Origin of the sequence: Rhizobium sp. SG570, assembly GCF_012275345.1 — a bacterium.
Classification (GTDB): Bacteria; Pseudomonadota; Alphaproteobacteria; order Rhizobiales; family Rhizobiaceae; genus Rhizobium; species Rhizobium lusitanum.
In genome coordinates this window covers 46,603-67,283 of record NZ_JAAZQI010000018.1, presented here as the reverse complement: position 1 = coordinate 67,283, position 20,681 = coordinate 46,603, and the positions used below count along the sequence as shown (strand labels likewise).

Sequence of the window (20,681 nt, the reverse complement as noted above, 5' to 3'; positions counted from 1 at the left end):
AAAGTGATATAAGGCGATCATCAAGCCTGGATGACGTTGCTCGTGCAGCCATGCTTTGTGCCACATGCCGAGACACATGGTACGGTGCTCAATGGTACTGCCGGCGCAGCCGTCCAGCCGGCGACGGCGCTTTCAAGATGCACTGCCAAATTCGCCCCGTTCGAGTGAGACGCCGTTGCCAGAACATCGCCGCCCGCGACGACCTGCGCCGGTGTGGTGAGCGACCATGCTCCGTGTCTCCATCCGGCACCGTCGTGTGCGGTGACCGCGACCGCCGTCGGGTGGCTGATCGACGTCTTTCCGTGCTTGTTGTCCGGCCCAAAGCTGTAGAACAGCCTTGCATGCAGAGCCATCGCAGCGGGAGGCGCACCCTTATGGCTCATATCGGCGCCATGATGAGGGACCGTCAGCGCCGTCAAGGTAAAAGCCGGGCCGGCGCCGATCTCGCTATAGCCTGCGTCGCCCGTCAAAAGCCAGCTGGCCTGATAGTTATCGTCGTCAAGGTAGCAGGCGATCCCGCTGCCGTTTCGCGTGGTGCCGCTGCAGCGCTTGATCGATAGGGTCTGCCCAGGGCCGTTGCTGATCGACCGTACCTTCCCCGGCGCTCCGGACCAGATATGGAGCGTGCCACCATTCTTGAGGATGCGGTGAGCAAATGCGTGATGGCGCGGCCCCAGATTATATTGGCGCGGCGCAAGCCATTTTCTTGCCCTTGCTCCATGATCGCTGTTTTCCCCGGCCCAATGATCGGTATCCCAGTGCGACAGGACAATCGAGGGAGAACCGCGCCAGCAAAACCGAAGCGGCCTTGGTCGTGTTTGACGATTGCCATAGGCGCCCGCGCCGAGGTCGAAATACAGCCGGGCGGTCTCGGAACTATCAAGCAGACCGATAGCGCTGCCCTGCCCGATATCATACATCGCAAGCATGTCGATCGTACCGACACCGGACAGAATAGCGTCAACGTCCCCATCGGCAGCGTCAGGCCACGCATCCACGTCGAATGCATTCGACAGTGCCGCCGCCGTATCGCCCGTAACCTGCAACAAAGCGAGCAGGTGCGCTATAACTGGGGCTGCCAGTAGAGATCCGTAGACATCGACGGGAAAACGTCCTGTGTCACCGAGCTCGATATCGAGCCAATCCTCTTCCCCGATAGCGATCAGGACGTCCCAATATCGATCACCCTTCTTCGACGTTACCTCGATGTTGTATATCGGCATTTCATCGAAGGGGTCTTTAGGGGGGCCAAGGTAACCTTTAAACAATTGTGACCAGAAATCGCGCATCTCGTCGCGCGTATCAACGGGCTTTCCCAAATCCATCCGTTCATTGAGCGGAAATCCGAACCAGCCAGCATCGACGGCGTCAAACGAGAAAACGGCCTCTTGCGCCGTCGTTAAGTCGTCCGGCTCGTGATGGTCGAGGCGAGCGTAAGATCTCGGCGGAAAGTCCGGCCACGCATCCTCGGGATTGATTGAGAAGATCCGATTCATTGCCCTTCTCCTGCAATGCCGAAATCCGCCCTATATTTGCTCGTCATGCAAGAATAAGCAAGTTTATATTTCGCGCAGAAATAATTATCTTACCTGCCGATAGTATCTAATTTTCAAAATTCAGTTGTATTCGCAGCATCCTACACAGGCTGATTGGCCTGATCGGATGACAGCCGGCAAGCCGGCCTGGAGATTGCCTTGGCGCACGCTTTCTGAGTTTCCGGAAGTCACACCAATTCACCTGCGATCGATCTTCGGTCAATCTTCGCCGTCAACTCGCAGGCAATACACTCTGCGCCTAGGGGCGCAGGTCATTCGACGGATCACAAACCTGTAACTGGCATGGGCGTCCGCCAGCGGAGTTCAGGGCAAGGCGCTCGGTAAGCTTGCTTGGGCAGCGATCCGGGCCATCGACAAATCTGTCAAACAATGGGACGCCGCGTGGAGATGAGTAATGAATAACCACAGCTCCACGCTGACGAATGGCCGTTTGAAGTGACTCACAGCTTGCGGCAACGGAGGGAGCCCCTGCCTCCGCAACGGCAGGCGCAATACATATCGCGAAGACGAGCATGCCAATCGAATGTTTCATGTTGATCTCACAATTGTCGTTCGAGAAAGTTGCAGACAACAAAGCATATGGAGAACCGTGGAGCACTCCGTTTATTGCTGCGAAACCAATATTGGCCGGATAATACTCGAATAAATTACAGCTCACATTGGAATGTCAAATTTTGACGAACCGGTCTGCCGCGCCCGGGATACCCAGGCGCGGCGTCTTCGATCATTTAACCTGAGTGACGACGAGCTTGCCGTTCACGCGCTCGGCAACGAACTCGATGGCTGCACCTTCCTTGAGCTTTTGCAGCAGCGCGGGGTCTTCAACGCGGAAGACCATCGTCATTGCCGGCATATCGAGGTTCTTCAGATCCTCATGCTTGATGGTAACCTTCTTCGCCTTGGCATCGACCTTGTTGACCACGCCCTTGGTGAATTCCTGAGCAAATGTCCCAGAGGCTGCGCTCAGCAAGAGCAAGGTGGCAATAGCGGTCGTGATTGCGATTCTCATATCTTCGTTCCTCCGTTCAATTGTTATTTCGCCGCGACCATGACATCGCCATGCATGCCGGCCTCGTAGTGACCCGGCACGAGGCAAGCGAACTTGAACTGGCCATCCGTCGTAAACTTCCAGATGATGTCACCGGATTGACCGGGAGAGAGCCGGATCGAATTGGCGTCGGCGTGTTCCATTTCCGGGAATTTCTCCATCTGCACCTTGTGCTCGAGAATCTTGTCCTGCTGATCAAGCACGAACTCGTGGTCGACGGTTCCGGCATTCTTGAGCGAGATTCTGACGGTCTGATCCTTGCGCACCTTGATGACATCAGGGGTGAAGATCATTCTGCCGTCGTCCGTCTCTTTCATCGTGACGCGGATGGTCTGTGTCGCCTTGGCCTTATCGCCGGCCTCGCCGACGGCCATCTTTTCGTCATGGCCGCCGGCGTGACTGCCAGAGGCGACCGCATGGCCGGCCAGGGTGGCGAACACGAGCGCGAATGCATATTTCTTCATGGGTAGATCCTTATGTGTGCGATGGGAGATAGCAGCGCTCAGCCCTTTGTGGGCTTGGGCGTGATCTGCGTTTTGGCGTCTTTGATCTTGGTCGCGTCCGGCACTTCGCCGGTCCATTCCCAAGCCTGCGTTCCGGCTGGGTTTTCGTACCAGCCCGGATCGGAGTAATCGTCCGCGGAGACGCCCTCGCGGACCTTGACGACGGAGAACATTCCGCCCATCTCGATGGGGCCGTGCGGACCCCAACCGGTCATCATGGGGATGGTGTTTTCAGGGATGGGCATTTCCATTGCACCCATGTCGGCCATGCCCTTGGTGCCCATGGGCATATATTCGGGCTGGAGCTTGCGGATCTTCTCCGCCACTCCCCTTTTGTCGACGCCGATGAAGGTCGGGATGTCGTGGCCCATCGCATTCATCGTGTGATGCGATTTATGGCAATGGATCGCCCAGTCGCCGAGATATTTGGCGTCGAATTCGTAGGCCCGCATCGCACCGACGGGGATGTCGATGCTGACCTCCGGCCAGCGTGCCTCGGGCCTGACCCAACCGCCATCCGTGCAGGTGACCTCGAAATCGTAACCGTGCATGTGGATCGGATGATTGGTCATCGTCAGATTGCCGACGCGGACGCGAACACGGTCGTTTTTGGAAACCACCAGTGGGCTGATGCCGGGAAAGACCCGGCTATTCCAGCACCACATGTTGAAATCGGTCATTTCCATGACCCGAGGTACATAGGAACCCGGATCGATGTCGTAGGCATTGAGCAGGAACACGAAGTCGCGGTCGACCGGCATGAACTTCGGGTCCTTGGGGTGGATGACGAAGAAACCCATCATGCCCATGGCCATCTGAACCATCTCATCCGAATGCGGGTGATACATGAACGTCCCCGACTTCACGAGATCGAACTCGTAGACGAATGTCTTGCCGACGGGGATGTGGGGCTGCGTGAGGCCGCCGACGCCATCCATTCCGGACGGCAGGATCATGCCGTGCCAGTGGACGGTCGTGTGTTCCGGCAGCTTGTTGGTGACGAAGATGCGAACCCGGTCACCTTCGACCGCCTCGATCGTCGGTCCTGGCGATTGACCGTTGTAGCCCCAGAGATAGGCCGTCATGCCGTCCGCCATCTCGCGTTCCACCGGCTCGGCAACCAGATGGAATTCCTTGACGCCATTGTTCATGCGGTGAGGAAGCGTCCAGCCGTTCAAGGTGACGACCGGCTGATAATCCGGGCCTGAGTTGGGACGGATGGGCGGCTGCATCTCGGCCGACCCCATTGTCGGGGCATCCGGCAGGCCCATTGCCGATGTTTTCGTCCATGCTGCGGTTGAAAGCAGGGCGGCACCTGCTCCGATGATCTGTCTTCTGTTGAACATGTTCGGGATCCCAAGTGTCCTGCGCTGCCGGCATTCGGTGTCGACGCGGTTTCGCCCGGTCCGGCCGCCTCGCCGGAGCCGCCGCCATAAATCGCCGGCATGAGATTGGTGTCCGCCAGCCAGAAGTCGCGCTTGGCGTTGACGGAGAGCAGGATGGAGTTGATCTTGTCGCGCGTGTCGGTCAGCAGCTCGAAAGTGTTCGAGATCATCCCGTTGTAGGTCAGGAGCGATTCTTCCTCGATCTTCGTTCTGAGCGGTACGACGTTGTTGCGATAGTGCTTGGCAATCTCGTAGTTCGATCGATAGGCCTCATAGGCTGACCGAGCTTCCGAGCGAACGTTGACGGCCTTTTCCGCAAGCTGGTTTGCGGCGCGCATGTAGGCCAGCTCGGCTTTTCGCGAGCGGGCCTTGCCGGTATCGAAGATCGGTATCGCGAAGTCCAGCTCGACCTGGCCGGCTGTCTCGACCTTCTTCTTGCCGTCCTCGATTGCCCGTTCCGTCTCGAAGCCGGTCAGGATTTCGAGGTCCGTCACATATCGGGTGGCCTCCGTCAGGCCGTAGGATTTGGCGGTGGCATCGAGCTCCCATTTTGCCATCTGAAGGTCGACGCGTTTTTGAAGCGCTTCGGCTTCGATAGTGTCTCGTTTGATCAGCGTCGTCGGAAGAGCAGGAAGCCTGTTGGGTATCTGATAGTCGGTCGAAGGGCCCCATAGCCCTATCAGCCGCGTCAGCTCTTCCTTGCTCAGCCTGGCCGCCAGTCGAGCCTGAGCCGTCTGCCCCGCAAGTTCCGCTGCGAACACATGCTCGCGGGCTTGCGAGCTCTTGGTCATCGCGCCGGTTTCGCCAAGCTTGGATGCCAGCTCGGAGGACGCATCCGCGGCAAGCTGAGCACGCTGGAGCTGCCCCACATTCTCTGCCGCGGCGACGGCGTTGATCCAAGCGCGGCGGGTATCTGCAGCCAGTTTTAAGGTCGCGACTGCAGCTCCCAGCCTCGCCTGCCGGAACCGAGTGCCGGCAATCTCGACATTCTTCTTATGGGTAGCCAAAGCCAGAATGTTCGTGGCGATCATGCCTTCAATGGTCTTGAAGGCCTCCAGTTCCGGGGCTCCCAAACCACTGGTTCCAATCGAGACCTTGGGATTGATCAGCATGGTCGATTGCCAGGCGTCGGCGGCGCTGTCGCCGAGATCCGCATAGGCTGCCTGCAGCCCCTTGTTGTTAAGCAGGGCGATCTGGACGGCGGTCTCGGCATCCAGGGGCCGCTTGCCGATCAAGCCCTTTACCTCGTCGGAAACGGCCTGCGCCTGAAGCTTGTTCTGTATCCATACGGCATGCTTGGCAGTCGCGGCGCCTGCGATATTGGCGACCGTCTCGAAACCCGCATCCCGTTTTGCATATTCGGTGGATATGCATCCGCCGAGAATAATCGGGAGCATGAGGAGGGCCGCGTTCTTGAGGCTGAGCGTCATGATGCATCTCCTTTTGAAGGAGACTGCAACTCGTTTTGCCTTTTCCACTGTTTCGGATCGGCGGGTTGGCGTGCGACATATCCGGTGAGCGGAGTGCGATATTGGATCGACCGTGCCGTCGAGAAAAGGTCTTCGTCCGGCGTGGGAACGTCAGTGGGAGGCATGGATGAGCAGCCGCCGACGATCAACGGCAGTGCCACCACCAGAATGGTAGGTCTCATGTTCTTTTCCGAATAGGAGTATGTGTCCGGAAGGTCGTCGGCTCAACGAAGCCGATAACGATCCGATGCGGTGCCCAAGACAGGCAGTCTCGCTATTCAGATAGTCGGGGGGCGGTGAAGCGTCGGCAGTTCGCCAAACGAGCGCTGGTCGTTCATGAACTCGCGGATGAAGGAAACGACAGGGCCGCCGAGCCTGGGCTCGTCGCACATGATCGCGAAGCCGCCGCAGAAGTCCTTGCAGCATTCCTTCTTGACGAGTTTCACAGCGCCCTCATCATCCGAGGAGGCAGAACCATGACGATGGTCGTCAGCGGATGCATGCTCCATATGATGGCCGTCGCTCGACGGTGTCACATCGGACATGGTCTTCTGGATTTCAGGAAAAGCCGAACCGTGCATTGCAGCGTTGGCGCTGGACATGGTGTATCCCGCCAGCGATACGATGATCGCCAGCCGCACAAAAACCAGTATTGCGCTCTGTGCAATTCTGTAGGTTCTGTCCATGCCGCGACGATTACTATTAAAGCCCCCCAATTACAAGAACAGCGACGGCGATGTCACATTGTTTTAATGACCGAAGATGGCATCGGTTCGTAAAGCCAGGCGGGCACAGCACCTAGGACAAGGCTGCTACCTCATCCTTCACCTTGGGAGAATTCCAGCTTTCAGCCTTTACAATCGGCGTTGTCGGCTTTTGGGGCGATAGGGAGACGATTGCTATCGCCGCGCAAGCCTACGCGTCCTTCCATCTGGAAAACGTCGCTGCCTGTCCGCACCTGATCCCATCACGATCGACGAGCTGCCAGACAATACCGTCCTCGATCCAGAAACGCCGCCCGGATTTCGCAATCCTCAGCCCACGATAGTCGGAAATAAAGCCATTGCGCGTCACCGCATCCAACAACCGCTGGCGTTCCGCGCGATTGGGAAGCTCCGCCGAAAGACGTGAAGGCAGGGTCACAAACTCGTCCCATGGATACTCAAAGCAATTTTGCCCGGCTTTGTTGGCATAGATGAAGCGCGGATCGGCGTCCGTATTGTGGGCCACGACCACGAAAGGAGCCTCGTGGTAAAGCCAATCCGGTCCAAGCTCCTCGTTGACCAGAGAAACCCCAACGATGCGGCGAAAGCTCTCCGTCAACAGTTTGAAGAATGCGTGATCAATCGATAAATTCACGCCACTCACTTTGGGCTCGCTAACCATTCATTCCCTTCCTGTCATCATGGGCATCGCTGGTGAATACACCCCTCTCCTGCCCTATCGGCAAGCAGGATTGCGGCCGGCGGCAGAAGGCCGCACCGCTCAGGCCATCCATTTGCGGTGCTCGGCAAAGCGTTCCACGAGGAGGTCGATGAACAGCCGCACCTTGGTCGGCAGATGGCTTCGGTTGGGGTAGATGGCATTGATGGTGAACTCCACGGGGCGGTAGTCCGGCAACATGCGAACGAGCCGGCCTGCTGCGATCTCCTCGAAGACGATGAAACTCGGGGCAAGGAAGATCCCCTGGCCGTTCGCCAGCAGATAGCGCAGCATCTCGGGGCTGTTGGAGACGACATTGCCGGAAACTTTGACACTTTGCTGCCTGCCGTCGGCATCCTCGAAACGCCATTCGTCTCCATAGGGATAATAGGCGTATTGCAAGCAGTTGTGTTCCGCGATCTCGGCCGGTGTCTTCGGCATGGGATGTGCATCGCGATAGGCCGGCGAGCAGACGAGCATGTGGCGCCAGGGCGTGAGCTTGCGCACGACCAGCGTGGAATCCGGCGGCGACACCGCGCGGATTGCAAGATCGTAACCCTCCTCGATCATGTCGACCATACGTTCGCTAACACTGAAATCGAGCGAGATCAGCGGGTAGAGCGCCATGAATTCGCTGACGACAGGTAAGAGGAAGCGGACAACCGCCGTGCTGGAATGGATCTTCAACGTACCGCGCGGCGTGGTGGCGAGCGCGCCGGCCGCCTGGTCGGCCTCCTCGAGATCGGCGAGAATCTGCGAGGAGCGTTCGTAATAATATTTGCCGGTTTCCGTCAGGCTGACCTTGCGCGTGGTGCGGTTCAAAAGCCGCACGCCGAGGCGATCCTCCAGCGATTGCACATGGTTGCCCACCATGGTGACGGACATGTTGAGCCGGCGGGCGGCGGCGGAAAAACCGCCGCATTCCACCACCCGGCCAAAGACTGCGAGGCTGGTCAGCCGATCCATATTGCCCTCGGATTATCCGCTGAGAGTTGATGATCCTTCCAGATTTAAGGAGATTATCAGAAGGACCGTTCGGACGCATCTTCATCGCATCAAACAGGACCCCATGCAAATGGGGCGTGATATCGAAGGAGAAGGACAATGGTCGAACTACCCCGCAACGAGGCGTTCAGAAACGCAAGCCAGGCCGAGGCCGCTCCGGCTGGCGAAGTGGCAAAGTCTCCCGTCGCCGAGGCTCCGCATGCACCGGTTGCCGAGGCGCCCGCCTCTGCCGCTGCTACGGCCCCCAAGACCGGCCGCAAGCTCATCAAGCGCGGCGTGCTTGTCGCCGCACTGCTGGCCGGCGTCGCCTTCGGTGCCGACTTCGGCTACCACTACTGGACGGTCGGCCGCTTCATCGAATCCACCGACGATGCCTATGTGAAGGCCGATTACACCACGATCGCCCCGAAGATCGCCGGCTACATCAAGGAGGTGCTCGTCAACGACAACGACACCGTCAAGGCCGGCCAGGTGCTTGCCCGCATCGACGACCGTGACTTCCAGGCCGCTCTTTCCCAGGCGAGGGCCGATCTCAAGGCCGCCGAGGCCGCGATCGCCAATATCGATGCGCAGATATCGCTGCAGCAATCGCTGATCAACCAGGCGAAGGCGACGGTTGACTCTTCGCAGGCCTCGCTCGATTTCGCGCAATCGGATGCCGCCCGCTCGGCCCGGCTGATCAGCAATGGCGCCGGCACGCAATCGCGCGTCGAACAGACGCAATCGACCCGCGACCAGGCTACCGCCGCCGTCGAGCGTGATCAGGCCGCCCTGGTTGCGGCTCAGAACAAGGTGCCGGTACTGCAGACCCAGCGCGACCAGGCCGCCGCCCAGCGCGACCGCGCCGCCGCGGCGGTCCAGCAGGCGGAGCTCAACCTTTCCTATACGAACATTGTCGCCGCCGTCGACGGCACGGTCGGCGCCCGCTCGATTCGTCTGGGACAGTACGTCACGTCAGGCACGCAGCTGATGGCGGTCGTCCCGCTGCATTCGGTCTATGTCATCGCCAATTTCAAGGAGACGCAGTTGACCTATGTGCGTCCCGGCCAGTCGGTAGAGATCAAGGTCGACAGCTTCCCCGACGTCGCCATCAAGGGCCACGTCGACAGTCTCTCGCCGGCGAGCGGGCTGGAATTCTCGCTGCTGCCGCCGGACAATGCCACCGGCAACTTCACCAAGATCGTCCAGCGCATCCCGGTGAAGATCGTCATCGACGACGAACACCCGGCAGGGCTGCTGCGCTCCGGCATGTCGGTCGAGCCGGAAATCGATACCAAGGCCGCGCAAACCGCGCCTGCCAACGCCGAAGGATTTTCCAGTCACGCTGGATGATCCTTCCCATTCTTCGCCGATTATCATCTCAACATCGTCATGAGATTATTTCCGCATCAGTCGGAAGGAGAAGCATCATGGCCACTCTTCAGATCGCCGCAAACAACAATTCCGCCGCGGCAGCCGCCCCGGTCGCCCGACCCGCCATGAGCCCGCTGCGCATGTGGACCGCCGTGATCGGCTCCACGCTCGGCGCCTTCATGGCCGTACTGAACATCCAGATCGTCAATGCTTCGCTTGCCGACATCCAGGGCGCTATCGGCGCTGGGACGGATGATGGCGGCTGGATCTCGACATCCTATCTGATCGCCGAGATCGTCGTCATTCCGCTCAGTGCCTGGCTCGCCCGCGTCTTTTCGGTCCGCATCTATCTGCTGGCCAATGCCATCCTCTTCCTCCTCTTCTCGGTCGCCTGCGCCTTTGCGGCAAATCTGCAGCAGATGATTGTCCTGCGTGCCATACAAGGCTTCTCCGGCGGCGTCCTGATCCCGATGGCGTTCACCATCATCATTACGATGCTGCCGAAACCCAAACAGCCGATAGGCCTTGCCCTTTTCGCCCTTTCCGCGACCTTCGCGCCGGCCATCGGCCCGACTATCGGGGGCTACCTCACCGAAAACTGGGGCTGGGAATATATCTTCTACGTCAATCTGGTGCCCGGCGTTCTGATGGTCGGCATGCTCTGGGCGTCGCTCGACCGTGCGCCGATGAACCTTTCCCTGCTCGCCAAGGGCGATTGGCCGGGTATCATCACCATGGCGATCGGCCTTGCCGCGCTGCAGACCGTGCTTGAGGAAGGCAACAAGGACGACTGGTTTGGGTCGCCGTTCATCGTGCGCCTGTCCGTCATCGCCGCTATCTCGCTGACACTCTTTCTCATCATCGAGCTCCGGGCCGCCCATCCGCTGCTCAATCTGCGCCTGCTGGTACGTCGCAATTTCGGCTTCGGCATCGTCGCCAATTTCCTGCTCGGCATCGCGCTTTATGGTTCGGTCTTCATCCTGCCGATCTACCTCACACGCATCCAGGGCTACAATTCCGAGCAGATCGGCATGGTGCTTGCCTGGACCGGCATTCCGCAGTTGATCCTGATCCCGCTGGTGCCGCGGCTGATGAAGCGCTTCGATGCCCGCCTGTTGATCCTCGTCGGCTTCGCGCTCTTTGCCGCTTCGAACTTCATGAATGTCTACATGACCGGCGACTATGCCAGCGATCAGCTCTTCTGGCCGAACATCGTGCGCGCAGTCGGCCAGGCGCTGGCCTTCACCCCGCTCACCGCGATCGCCACCGCCGGTATCGAACAGGAGAATGCCGGCTCGGCCTCGGCGCTCTTCAACATGATGCGCAATCTCGGCGGCGCAGTCGGCATCGCGGCGCTGCAGACCTTTCTGACCAAACGCGAGCAGTTCCACTCGAATATCCTGACGAATTCGGTCTCGGTTTTCGAAGACGCCACCCGCGACCGCGTCGCCAGGCTCACCGGCTATTTCATGAACCATGGCATCAGCGACCAGGCGCTTGCCACCCACAAGGCAGTCGTCGCTATCGCTTCCAGCCTGCGCAAACAGGCCAACATCATGGCCTTCAGCGACACTTTCTTCCTGCTCGGCGTAGCACTCGGTGTCGCCCTGCTTGCCAGCCTGTTCCTCAAGAAACCCGGTCACCTCTCCGGTGCCGGCGCGCACTGAGCGCCGCACCTGAAACAGGAGGAGATAGTCATGACCATGCTGCTAGACATGCCCGAAACCGCAATTCTAAATTCCAGGGTCACACGCGCCGGCGCCAATACCGCAGCGACGCTGAGCCTCATCGAGTGGCTGACCGGCGACGAGTGCCACGCTCTCGATGAGCCCGATCTCGTCTCCGGGCTGGGACGCCGTTTGCAGGCGCTCGGCGTTCCTGTCGATCGACTGACACTGCACCTGATGACGCTGCACCCTGAATTCATCGGCCGCACCATCGCCTGGGCACCGGGCGAGCCGATCGAGATCCACGACCGCGAACACGGGATGCGCCTGGCGCTTGCCAATACACCGCTCCAGAAAGCGCTGGAGACCCGCGAACCACTGATTGTCGGTCCAGGCGAGAGCCCGCATGGCCACTGGCAGCACATTGACATCTTCTCCGGCCGCGGGCTGGTACAACTGATGATAGCGCCGCTGTGCAACGCCGATGGGCCGATCAGCTGCGCGGCGTTCGGCACGAAGCGGCCCGGCGGCTTTACATCTGCCGAACAGCAGGTGATCGAGCGCATCCTGCCGGCACTGCGCAACACCAGCGAACTGCGCGTCCTGCGACAGTGCGAACTTAGCCTGCTCGACACCTATATCGGCCCCATGACGGCAAGCCGGATCCTTGCCGGACACATCCGCCGCGGCGAGATCGAATCCATGGAAGCAGCGCTTCTGCTCTGCGACCTTCGCGGCTTCACGGAATTGTCCAATCAACTCCCTGGCAGCACCGTCCTCGGACTGCTGAACGCTTATTTTGACAAGGTCGTGCCCGCGATCACCCGGGAAGGCGGCGAGGTGCTGAAGTTCATGGGCGATGCCGTTCTCGCCTTCTTTCCGGGCATCGATCCGCTCGGAGCCTGCCAAGCCGCATTGGTGGCCGCAAAAGCCATCCTCGATGAAGTGGACGACTTCCAATATGACGGTATCCGCGTCAAGGTCGGCATCGCGCTGCACTACGGCGAAGTCAGCTACGGCAATGTCGGCTCCGGCAACCGGCTGGATTTCACGCTGATCGGCCCCGACGTCAATGTCGTCAGCCGCATCCAAAGCATCTGCAGCGAAAGCGGCGACGCGCTCTTGATGTCTCTCTCCTTCCGCGAAAAAGCGCGCATTGGAGACTCGGTCCCGATCGGGCCGCAGCGGCTGAAAGGGTTCGCCGATGCAATGGAGCTGTTTACGATTGCGCATTAAGGAAGCGTGTCAGAGGAACGCTATATATCCGACCGATCTCCTTGGTTCATACCATGGACCGTCGCATCCCGCAGTTTATGGCATTCTTCCAAGACGGATCAAACCTCTGCTAAACTTTGACTCTCCCCGGTATTTTCTACCGGGGACTCAAGGCGGCAACGCGATCGAGGGCTGCCGAGAACCCATGTAGCGACACCTGAAAGCTCAGCGGCTTGTCCGCATCGGCGGTAACCTTGAGGTTTAGGCGCGAGCCCGTCCGCAATTTTGTAAGTGTCGCGGAATCGATCGCCAACAAGGCAATGCATCCTGTCGGCAAACAGGTGCGGAAACGCATCGGCTTTAAAGGCGGCTGATCATCGACATTCGGCGTTACGCCGGAGTCGAGGACGATGCCGAACGGAAGGAGAAACGTTGCGATCGCACTGCCATCGGGGCGCATCTGCATCTCGACGGCAAGCAGCCTCTGACCGTTCTGCTGGGTCTGATCCTGCGAAATCACGCATGCCGGCGCCTTGTCGCGCAGGTTGCATGCAACACGCCAGTCCTGGTAGGTCTCCTGCACGGTCGATGCGCCGTTTGGCATAGCTGACTGGGCAAAGGCTGCCGGAGCAAACATGAATATGAGGCTCGAACAAAGAAGGGCAAACCCCGAACGAGACATGCTATCGATCGTCCTGTGGGGTCGGGTAGATGTCGCGATGAGCAAGGGAGCACGTCTTTCTGTTACAAGGAGGACACCGTCCTCGATTGGGTCTATAGGGCGGTGAAGGACGAAGGGCTGAGGTCCGCGCGACCGCTCGAAGCACGGCCTCCGTGGCTTCCATCCCGGTGGCCGCACCTGGTCACGATCGGGTCATGTACACACCCACTCGCGAACCTTGCATTGCGACCCTGAGCGCCCGCATGCTTTGAGAGCAAGGTCCTCGGCTTCTTGGCGCGTCGGTGCCGAATTTGCGCTCCACGGCGTGATGCGATTGTTTTCCTGCTTGCCGATGGCGAGCACGCCGCAGTGATAATACGGAAATCCAGTGTTGTCGTCGTCATCCCAATGCCGGTGATTGCGGAACACGCTGACCACGACACACTTGCTACCGCCGTCCCGCTCGCAATGCTTGAGGGCGATATCCATGGCTTCCTGTCGCTTGTCGGCACCCCAGAAGAAACCGTGCTTTTCGTCTGGCGTGGAGTAGGCGATTGCGGCCCATATGCCGCGCTCGGGCGGCGGAACGGGAACCTCCGCCTCCGTGGAGAGGTCAGCCGCGCTCGGGTGCCCTGTGGAGGCGAGCAGCATGCCGATCGCCGCAATGCTGGACCTGAATCTCATTTGGCACCTCCTTGCTTCCCTGCGGCCGACGCCACGGAGATAACGATGCAGCCGTTTCCGGCCGGCAGGAGCATCGCGTCGCCTCCGCTATTGCCAAGTTCGTAGACGCCGACCTGTCCAAGAGTGTTGATGAGCTTGCTGCCGTTGGAAAACTTTGCCGAAATATCCGCGCAGGAGGCCGTGAACGGCGCCACGCGGACCATTGAGCCTTCGCAACCGGATGCAACCGGCGCGGCGAAGACGATGCCCGCGGCCGGGCCGCTATAGCCCTGCGTGGCATAGTTCATGCCCACGAGGGCCTGCACCGCATGCTTGTCGGCGGCCCCGTTATTCCAGACCGACTGGACATTGTATTGGGTGCCGTTTGTCAACAATTCGCCGAGCGCGGGAAAGACGGTGGAGCAGGATTGCAAGCCCGCCTGTTTGGCGTGCTGCAGGAACGGCGTGTCGGCCAGGGCTTGATTGACTTCGTTGGTCGCCGCAACAGCCGGCTGCGATATGAAGTTCTCGACCGCATCATAGTGCATGACGATGGCGGCGGCGGCACCGACAACGGCAATTCCGAGCAGCGAGAAAATGACTGCTTTCCGCCAGTTGCGCCTCGGCTTCCCTTGGTCGCTGACCGTGCTTTGGCTCTCAGTGCCGTTCTGGTTTCGGGACATTATTCGATCATGGATTGATTGCTGATTCATTGAATATGGATCCGTCAATTTATCGCCTTAACGGCTGTGGAAAGGCCCTTGAGGGTGGCGGTCACGCTGATCGTCGTCCCATCCGTCGTCAAATAGGAGATCATTGGCGCCGCGTTTTTCGAAATCTGTTCACGCAGTACAGGCCCCACCGGCAGCATGCCGACGCAAACCGCTTTGTTGCATCCTTCGAGTTGGACTTGTATCGGTTCCTTGCGTCCCTCGAACCTCAGCGAGACAAGGCCGTTGCTCGCGGCAACCGGGGCGGTGCGCAAGATCATGTAAGGATTGCCTGTCTTGTTGGCCGCAAGCGACCAGCTGAACGCAACCTGTCCTGCCTGGTTCTCGATGATCTGGGTAACGTTGCAAACCCGTTGGCGGATCTTCAGGTTTTCGTCGCAAATCAGTGTCCAGTTTTCGAACGGACGAATGGTCCTCTGATAGTCACCAAGCTTCAGTTCCGGAGGCACGACGACTTCGGAAGGCTTTATTCGATAGTCGGAAGAGGCTGCCTCCTGTCCGGCCGCGGGCGGACCGAACAGGAGCAGATAGGCGACGAAAGCCACAACGCCGGAAAGCGTTCCCTTGACCATATGGGACTCAATTCAAAGTGACGCTGAGACCGGCGCCGATACCGACTTGCCCGCCGGCTGCCGTACCAGACAAATTCCCTCGAACTCGACCGTTTTCACTGGTGTAGCCTGCGCCGAAGGCCAGGGCACCTTCTCCCCGCCACAGGCCGCCGCCGACCGCCACGCTTACCTTGCCCGGACGATCGTCATAACGAAGCGATGCCGCGGCAAGCCCTATCGCGGCCGCCTGCCTTGCCTCCGAGCGTACGTCGCCAAGCTCCTGGTTCAGCCGACCGAATTTCTGGTCCGTATAGTTGTTGGCCGCAGTCAACGTGTTGGCGGCAGCGGTGTCCGCATACGATTTGACCTGAGTGACGCTATCGCCCAATTGGGCAACATTCACGGCATCCGTGGGGGCGACGCCCTTGCCGACGTTGGAGATGACCACCGGCGCATTCACGTCACCACCCTGCAGCGTGATGCTGTTCTTCTTGCTGCCGTCGGGATTGAGGTCATATGTGACGGCATTTTTGGTGATAGTTCCAACACCGGTCTGCAGACTTTCAACCGCCGAATTGGTGGCATAAAGCTGCGATCCGTTTATGGCGTCCGTGCTGTCAGCCGAAATGCGGCCTGCCGCGACATTGGTTATGGTCCGCTCCGCGCCTTGAGCACCAACGCTGACGGTACCGACAGGCGTGGTCCCGGCAAAATCGTAATGCTGTCCTTGAATGGTCGTTCCGGACGTGCCGACAGCCGCTTGTGTTACGGAACCGGAGCCCAACGCCACATCACTGGCATTGTTGGCCTGCGCGCCCTGGCCGAGGGCAACAGCCCCCTGTCCCACGGCGGTGGCTCCATGTCCGGCCGCCAGGCTGTTCGTTCCGCTGGCGACGCTTTCCGGGCCGATCGAGACGCTATCAGTGCCGGAGGCCTGAGAGTCCGCCAGCGTCGAATTGGCATGGAAATACTTGATCCCGCCGCCATTGGTGATGTTGGTCAGCGTGCTGTCGACCGCGCCGAAGGCGTCATAGACGGTCGAATAGCTGTTGCCCTGGACGTTGTAAGTCGGACCGGTGATCGAGCCATCGGGATTGACCACTGTGGTGCCACCGAAGAGATTGGCGACATTCTGCGAGACGCCTCGCAACTGCGAGACGTTGACCGCATCCGTATTTGCCGAACCGGCGGCAAGATTCGTCAACTTGCGCTCCGCTCCCGCCGAGCCGATCGATACCTCGCCGACCGAGGTCTGCGGGCTCGCAAGAGCGTAAGCCGTGTAGTTCGTCTCGGCGCCGACGGTGGTTATCGATTGCGCGCCGAGCGCAACGCTATTGATGTTGTTGCTTTGCGCACCAGCGCCGAGCGCGACCGATTGAATGCCCGCTGCGGTCGAATTCGTGCCGAGAGCCACGCCGTCAGCCAGCATGACGTGGGCGTTCTGGCCGATTGCCGTTCCGCCGGGTGCCACCTGATCAACGATGGCACCGTTGCCGATACCGATGCCGTTGTCCCCATTGACCACCGTGGTCGGGCCTACCGCCACCGACTCGGCGCCGACGGCGAGGGAATCGCCGGCGGCCGAGTTCGCATGGAAGTATTTGCTCGGCGTCGTTGCGACCGAAGCGATGGCGCCTTGGAGCTGTCGAACCGTGACGGCATCCTGAGCGTTGGTGCCGTCAGCGACGTTGATGATTTGCCTGTAGGACGTGCTCGAGCCGACCGATACTGCGCCCAAAAGTGTTTTATCGGTCGTATTGTATTGAATGAAGTTCGTGGGACCGGCCGCGATCTGGCCAGTGGTCGGCGCCAGGGTGCGATCGGAAATCGATCCGGAGCCGAGGGCGACCCCACCGTCGATGGTCGCCTGGCTGGCCCGTCCAAGCGCGAGCGAACTGTCGGCTACAGCGGTAGCGTTATATCCGACCGCGGTGGAGCCGACGCCCTGAGCGGAGGAATCGCTGACGGCAAGCGTGCTGTCATTGGTGCGCACATATCGGATGCCCTTACCATTCGCATCCGTATAGGTCGTCGATGTGTCACCGGCGATATTGTTGATCGTATTGCCGAGATTGGTCAGATTGCCGTTGATGGTCGTAATGTCGGTTGTGTTCTGCGTCACCTGCTGGTTGGTGGCAAAGAGCTGCGAACCGTTGATCGCATCTGTCGAACCATTGTTGAGGCGGCCCGCCGCAACATTGGTGATGGTGCGCTCAGCGCCCACCGCCCCGATACTCACTGTCGAGGAGGGTGTCGTACCGGCGAAATTATAGGTAGTGGTGCCGATCACGGTGCTGGCCGTGCCGACCGCTACGGCGGTCACCGAGCCGGAACCCAGCGCGACATCGCCGGCGTTGCCGGCGGTCGCGGCGGTGCCGAGAGCAATCGAATCACGACCGGATGCCTTCGGACCGCCGCCAAAGGCGTTGCCGATCGCGATGGCACCATCATTCGTGGCCTGCCCCGCACCAATGGCAACCGCCCCGGTCTGCGGCGAATTGCTGAGCGACGCGGCAAGCGCGCCCGAACCGAGCGCCGTGTCGGATGACGCCCGTGCCGCGGCACCGGTGCCGACCGCAACACCGTTCGCGCCGGCGGCACTCGCACTGACGCCAGCAGCAAGCGCGTTGGCGCCGGTGGCCCCGGCGTTGTTGTAGTTGGTGTCGGTTCCCGGCGCCGTGCTGTTGACGCTATAGTCGTGAGTCGCACTCGCGGTGATCTGGCCCGAGAGCGTATTGGCAACGCTGTAGAGCTGCGAGCCGTTGATCGCATCGGTCGAGCTGTTGTTGATCCGCCCGGCCGCGACGTTGGTGATGGTCCGTTCCGCCCCGACCGCGCCGACGCTGATCGTCGAGCCCGGCGTGGTACCTGCGAAGCCCGAATAGGTGACGCCATTGATCACTGCATTGGGCGTACCGACCGCGACCGCGGTCACCGAGCCCGAGCCGAGCGCCACGTCGCCGGAGCTCGCGGCCGCCGTCGCGCCATTGCCCAATGCGATGTTGCCGACGAAACCGGATGCGCCTGCGGTGGAGCCATTGCCCAGCGCCACGGAGCCCTGCCCGATCGCCTTGTTGTTGTTACCGATCGCGACTGCGCCGGCCGCCTGGTTGGCGGCGCTGGCACTTGCCGTTCCATCGCTGTTGGCGATGTTGTTGGCGCCGCCGGTGAAGGCGCCGGCGCCGCTGGCATAGCTTGGATCACCGATCGCGACCGCGCCGTCGCCGTAAGCGGAATTGCCGTAGCCGATTGCGACGGCCTGACCGCCATCGGCGATCGCGCCCGTGCCGATAGCAACGGAATCGTCGCTGAGCGAGCCGGCGGCGGTGCCGATGGCGATCGCGTTCACGCCTTGTGACACCGCGCCCGAACCGAGCGCGGTCGAAGCTGCTGCTGTCGCGACGGCCGACGTGCCAATGGCGGTCGAGTCATCCCCTCCGGCATTGGCGATACGGCCCGCCGCGAACGCACGGTTGCCAGCGGCCTTGGCTTCAGAACCAATCGCGGACGAATTCGCTCCCGTTACGCTGGCCTGGAAGCCCACGGCTGCGGAGTTGTCGCCGCTAACCACGGTGCCGATACCGAGTGCGGTACTGGCGATTCCACCGGCGTTGGCGCTGACGCCGGCAGCGAGAGAATTGTTGCCCGTCGCCTTCGTTCCAGAACCGTATGCGGAGGCGTTCGTGCCACTGGCGAGAGCAGTAGGTCCTGTGGCAGTCGAATTATCTCCGCTCGCGCTGGCACCAGCGCCCGCGGCAACCGATGAAACGCCTGCGGCATTTGCATTGTTGCCGAGCGCGACGCTCGAGGTTCCGGTGGCGGCAACGATTGCGCCCGAACCTATTGCGACAGCCCCACCGGCAGCGAGCGCCTGCGACTGGTTACCCAAGGCAACCCCGAAGGCTCCCGACGCAACGGTGGTCGGGCCGATGGCGAGTGAGTTGGTTCCCGATGCGGCCGCTGTCTTGCCGAGGGCAATGGCGCTCGTGCCCGTGGCCTGGCTTTGGCGGCCGATCGCGGTGGCGTCGACTTGAGAGGCCAATACATCCGTGCCGATGGCGATGGAGCTCTCTTGAAGAGCGCCCATTCCCGCAACAGTTCGGTTACCAAGGTTGACGGCATTGATCGCAGTCGCGGTCGCTCCGAAGCCAATGGCTATGGAGTTCTGGTTGCTTGCGGTAGCGCTATTACCTTGGGCAATCGAATCCAGTCCGGACGCGGTTGCCCCGAACCCGAGCGCAGTAGCGCGCAGCCCGGTTGCCCGGGTAACATAGCCGATTGCCGTCGAGTTCGTGCCGTCGGCACGCGCGTTCAGGCCAAAGGCGGCCGCGCCAGCGGCTGCGACCGAGTTGACGCCAATGGAGCTTGCTCCGTCCGCAGTAGCTTTGGCGTTCCCGCCTATGGCGAGCGCGTTGACGCCGGTCGCGCCCGCGAAGACGCCTATGCCTATGGAATTGAGGCCATTGACACTCATCGAATAGCCGATGGCGATCGAAGCATCGCCCGTTGCGCTATTAGAGGTGCCCAACGCCACGCTGTTCGCACCATTCGCTTGGGTACTGTTACCGATGGCGACGGAGTTGCCGCCTGTCGCGGTTCCACCGCCGGCGGCATACTGCGCCAGAGCCGGTGTGGCAATGCCCCCGAATGCGATCGCACCCAGTGCCACCGCTCCACCAATACCCAGCATCCCGTGCCCCAGACGGCTCCGCTTGAAGCCGAGCACGCGAGATGCCATCCGCAGCACCGCCATCAGTCGGCGGCGACCCATGCGATTGCCATCACCGCCCGAAATCCAGCTTCGTGCAAATCCGTTACGCGATTTGGTCTGCAGATGTTCCCCAACGCACTTGCTCATGCTGCTTTCTCCTCGCTGCTATCTGGACGACTAAGCACGCGTGAACCCGCATCGGCGGCTGCATCGTCGTTGAAATTATGCGCTTGCAGAAGCGCGCGACCCATTTTGGCGGCCTGACTTTCGAGCTGTTCACGGACAGTATCGGCCCATGGCTGCGTCAGCTCCGGAACGGAATACAAGGCAGCCTCGGCCCGATCAGGGGGGAGCTTCATCGTCACCAGGGCGCGGCAGACATCGAAATGGAATAGCGGCTCCCCTTCCCCATAGGCCGGAGAGGTCAAACCGAAGACGAGGCAGGCAAATAGATAATCGACCTCCGCGCCGGTCAGGCGGCTGGCATATCGATCTTGCAAGGCAGTCCAGGCTACCTCGATCTTCGGAGCAAAGATTTCAAATTCAGGGAATTGAATGTCCATAAGCCCACCGAATTAATACCATAGCGAGTTTGGCCATATTTGCGGTGGTGGTATTTTAGAAAACTACGGACTGTTTATAAGAAATTCCGGTCTTTACTCGGCGAACAGTAAGTGTGTCCGCTTTGCCACACTCAATTCGGCCTGCTCCGCTTTTCATTGGACCATAGCGCACCGGTGT

At 60.4% G+C, this 20,681-nt stretch carries 17 protein-coding genes and 1 pseudogene; 3 read left to right on the top strand and 15 right to left on the bottom strand.

The window, feature by feature from the left end; all coding sequences use genetic code 11:
• Window positions 1-20: 20 nt before the first annotated feature.
• The 9 genes and pseudogenes from FHT28_RS28485 to FHT28_RS28445 form a co-directional block, all read right to left on the bottom strand.
• Entirely contained in the window at window positions 21-1,496 is a 1,476-nt protein-coding gene (locus FHT28_RS28485) for a metallo-hydrolase/oxidoreductase (RefSeq protein WP_168598036.1), read from the bottom strand.
• A 784-nt stretch (window positions 1,497-2,280) separates the two neighbouring features.
• Window positions 2,281-2,565 (bottom strand): copper-binding protein, encoded by a 285-nt coding sequence (locus FHT28_RS28480; protein ID WP_168598035.1) that lies wholly within the window; start codon window positions 2,563-2,565, stop codon window positions 2,281-2,283.
• 23 nt (window positions 2,566-2,588) lie between these two features.
• A complete protein-coding gene (locus FHT28_RS28475) occupies window positions 2,589-3,068 on the bottom strand; it encodes a plastocyanin/azurin family copper-binding protein (protein WP_168598034.1) in 480 nt (159 codons plus the stop codon).
• Window positions 3,069-3,106: 38 nt separating this feature from the next.
• The gene (locus FHT28_RS28470; protein ID WP_168598033.1) at window positions 3,107-4,453 is read right to left on the bottom strand and encodes a copper oxidase; all 1,347 of its coding nucleotides are present in this window, start codon (window positions 4,451-4,453) and stop codon (window positions 3,107-3,109) included.
• A 62-nt stretch (window positions 4,454-4,515) separates the two neighbouring features.
• A pseudogene (locus FHT28_RS28465) lies at window positions 4,516-5,922 on the bottom strand (TolC family protein); the annotation flags it as partial.
• Window positions 5,919-6,143 (bottom strand): hypothetical protein, encoded by a 225-nt coding sequence (locus tag FHT28_RS28460; protein WP_168598032.1) that lies wholly within the window; start codon window positions 6,141-6,143, stop codon window positions 5,919-5,921. The pseudogene FHT28_RS28465 and the gene FHT28_RS28460, both read right to left, overlap by 4 nt.
• A 96-nt stretch (window positions 6,144-6,239) precedes the next feature.
• Window positions 6,240-6,647, bottom strand: coding sequence for a hypothetical protein (locus FHT28_RS28455; RefSeq protein ID WP_168598031.1), 408 nt, complete (start codon window positions 6,645-6,647; stop codon window positions 6,240-6,242).
• A 229-nt stretch (window positions 6,648-6,876) separates the two neighbouring features.
• Window positions 6,877-7,347, bottom strand: a complete 471-nt coding sequence (locus FHT28_RS28450) for an MEKHLA domain-containing protein (RefSeq protein ID WP_113108752.1) — start codon at window positions 7,345-7,347, stop codon at window positions 6,877-6,879.
• Between the two features lie 99 nt (window positions 7,348-7,446).
• Complete coding sequence (locus tag FHT28_RS28445; protein ID WP_037196961.1) at window positions 7,447-8,349, bottom strand: LysR family transcriptional regulator; 903 nt, start codon at window positions 8,347-8,349, stop codon at window positions 7,447-7,449.
• 138 nt (window positions 8,350-8,487) lie between these two features.
• On the opposite strand from FHT28_RS28445, the gene FHT28_RS28440 reads away from it, so the two are divergent.
• From FHT28_RS28440 to FHT28_RS28430, 3 genes are all read left to right on the top strand, one after another.
• Window positions 8,488-9,720 (top strand): HlyD family secretion protein, encoded by a 1,233-nt coding sequence (locus FHT28_RS28440; protein ID WP_168598030.1) that lies wholly within the window; start codon window positions 8,488-8,490, stop codon window positions 9,718-9,720.
• 77 nt (window positions 9,721-9,797) lie between these two features.
• Window positions 9,798-11,408 carry an MDR family MFS transporter gene (locus FHT28_RS28435; protein ID WP_168598029.1) on the top strand — a complete coding sequence of 537 codons (1,611 nt, stop codon included), beginning with the start codon at window positions 9,798-9,800 and terminating at the stop codon, window positions 11,406-11,408.
• 36 nt (window positions 11,409-11,444) lie between these two features.
• Window positions 11,445-12,644: an adenylate/guanylate cyclase domain-containing protein gene (locus FHT28_RS28430; RefSeq protein ID WP_246704972.1), complete on the top strand. Its 1,200-nt coding sequence runs from the start codon at window positions 11,445-11,447 to the stop codon at window positions 12,642-12,644.
• A 136-nt stretch (window positions 12,645-12,780) separates the two neighbouring features.
• Here FHT28_RS28430 and FHT28_RS28425 read toward each other — a convergent pair whose 3' ends face one another.
• The 6 genes from FHT28_RS28425 to FHT28_RS28400 all read right to left on the bottom strand — a co-directional run bounded on the left by FHT28_RS28425 (window position 12,781) and on the right by FHT28_RS28400 (window position 20,503).
• On the bottom strand, window positions 12,781-13,260 hold the full coding sequence (locus tag FHT28_RS28425) for an invasion associated locus B family protein (protein ID WP_246703160.1): 480 nt from the start codon (window positions 13,258-13,260) through the stop codon (window positions 12,781-12,783).
• Window positions 13,261-13,497: 237 nt separating this feature from the next.
• A complete protein-coding gene (locus FHT28_RS28420) occupies window positions 13,498-13,968 on the bottom strand; it encodes a DUF4189 domain-containing protein (RefSeq protein WP_047552477.1) in 471 nt (156 codons plus the stop codon).
• A complete protein-coding gene (locus FHT28_RS28415; RefSeq protein ID WP_168598026.1) occupies window positions 13,965-14,660 on the bottom strand; it encodes a hypothetical protein in 696 nt (231 codons plus the stop codon). The genes FHT28_RS28420 and FHT28_RS28415 overlap by 4 nt, the downstream gene beginning before the upstream one ends.
• Before the next feature lie 14 nt (window positions 14,661-14,674).
• Entirely contained in the window at window positions 14,675-15,250 is a 576-nt protein-coding gene (locus tag FHT28_RS28410; protein ID WP_168598025.1) for an invasion associated locus B family protein, read from the bottom strand.
• 7 nt (window positions 15,251-15,257) lie between these two features.
• A complete protein-coding gene (locus FHT28_RS28405; RefSeq protein ID WP_168598024.1) occupies window positions 15,258-20,087 on the bottom strand; it encodes a YadA-like family protein in 4,830 nt (1,609 codons plus the stop codon).
• Entirely contained in the window at window positions 20,084-20,503 is a 420-nt protein-coding gene (locus FHT28_RS28400; protein ID WP_168598023.1) for a hypothetical protein, read from the bottom strand. The genes FHT28_RS28405 and FHT28_RS28400 overlap by 4 nt, the downstream gene beginning before the upstream one ends.
• Between the last annotated feature and the right edge of the window lie 178 nt (window positions 20,504-20,681).

Excerpts from the sequence above, each read along its gene's own strand:
- FHT28_RS28485 (WP_168598036.1), bottom strand. The coding sequence starts at position 1,496 with ATGAATCGGATCTTCTCAATCAATCCCGAGGATGCGTGGCCGGACTTT.
- FHT28_RS28480 (WP_168598035.1), bottom strand. The coding sequence starts at position 2,565 with ATGAGAATCGCAATCACGACCGCTATTGCCACCTTGCTCTTGCTGAGC.
- FHT28_RS28475 (WP_168598034.1), bottom strand. The coding sequence starts at position 3,068 with ATGAAGAAATATGCATTCGCGCTCGTGTTCGCCACCCTGGCCGGCCAT.
- FHT28_RS28470 (WP_168598033.1), bottom strand. The coding sequence starts at position 4,453 with ATGTTCAACAGAAGACAGATCATCGGAGCAGGTGCCGCCCTGCTTTCA.
- FHT28_RS28460 (WP_168598032.1), bottom strand. The coding sequence starts at position 6,143 with ATGAGACCTACCATTCTGGTGGTGGCACTGCCGTTGATCGTCGGCGGC.
- FHT28_RS28455 (WP_168598031.1), bottom strand. The coding sequence starts at position 6,647 with ATGGACAGAACCTACAGAATTGCACAGAGCGCAATACTGGTTTTTGTG.
- FHT28_RS28450 (WP_113108752.1), bottom strand. The coding sequence starts at position 7,347 with ATGGTTAGCGAGCCCAAAGTGAGTGGCGTGAATTTATCGATTGATCAC.
- FHT28_RS28445 (WP_037196961.1), bottom strand. The coding sequence starts at position 8,349 with ATGGATCGGCTGACCAGCCTCGCAGTCTTTGGCCGGGTGGTGGAATGC.
- FHT28_RS28440 (WP_168598030.1), top strand. The coding sequence starts at position 8,488 with ATGGTCGAACTACCCCGCAACGAGGCGTTCAGAAACGCAAGCCAGGCC.
- FHT28_RS28435 (WP_168598029.1), top strand. The coding sequence starts at position 9,798 with ATGGCCACTCTTCAGATCGCCGCAAACAACAATTCCGCCGCGGCAGCC.
- FHT28_RS28430 (WP_246704972.1), top strand. The coding sequence starts at position 11,445 with ATGCTGCTAGACATGCCCGAAACCGCAATTCTAAATTCCAGGGTCACA.
- FHT28_RS28425 (WP_246703160.1), bottom strand. The coding sequence starts at position 13,260 with ATGTTTGCTCCGGCAGCCTTTGCCCAGTCAGCTATGCCAAACGGCGCA.
- FHT28_RS28420 (WP_047552477.1), bottom strand. The coding sequence starts at position 13,968 with ATGAGATTCAGGTCCAGCATTGCGGCGATCGGCATGCTGCTCGCCTCC.
- FHT28_RS28415 (WP_168598026.1), bottom strand. The coding sequence starts at position 14,660 with ATGAATCAGCAATCAATCCATGATCGAATAATGTCCCGAAACCAGAAC.
- FHT28_RS28410 (WP_168598025.1), bottom strand. The coding sequence starts at position 15,250 with ATGGTCAAGGGAACGCTTTCCGGCGTTGTGGCTTTCGTCGCCTATCTG.
- FHT28_RS28405 (WP_168598024.1), bottom strand. The coding sequence starts at position 20,087 with ATGAGCAAGTGCGTTGGGGAACATCTGCAGACCAAATCGCGTAACGGA.
- FHT28_RS28400 (WP_168598023.1), bottom strand. The coding sequence starts at position 20,503 with ATGGACATTCAATTCCCTGAATTTGAAATCTTTGCTCCGAAGATCGAG.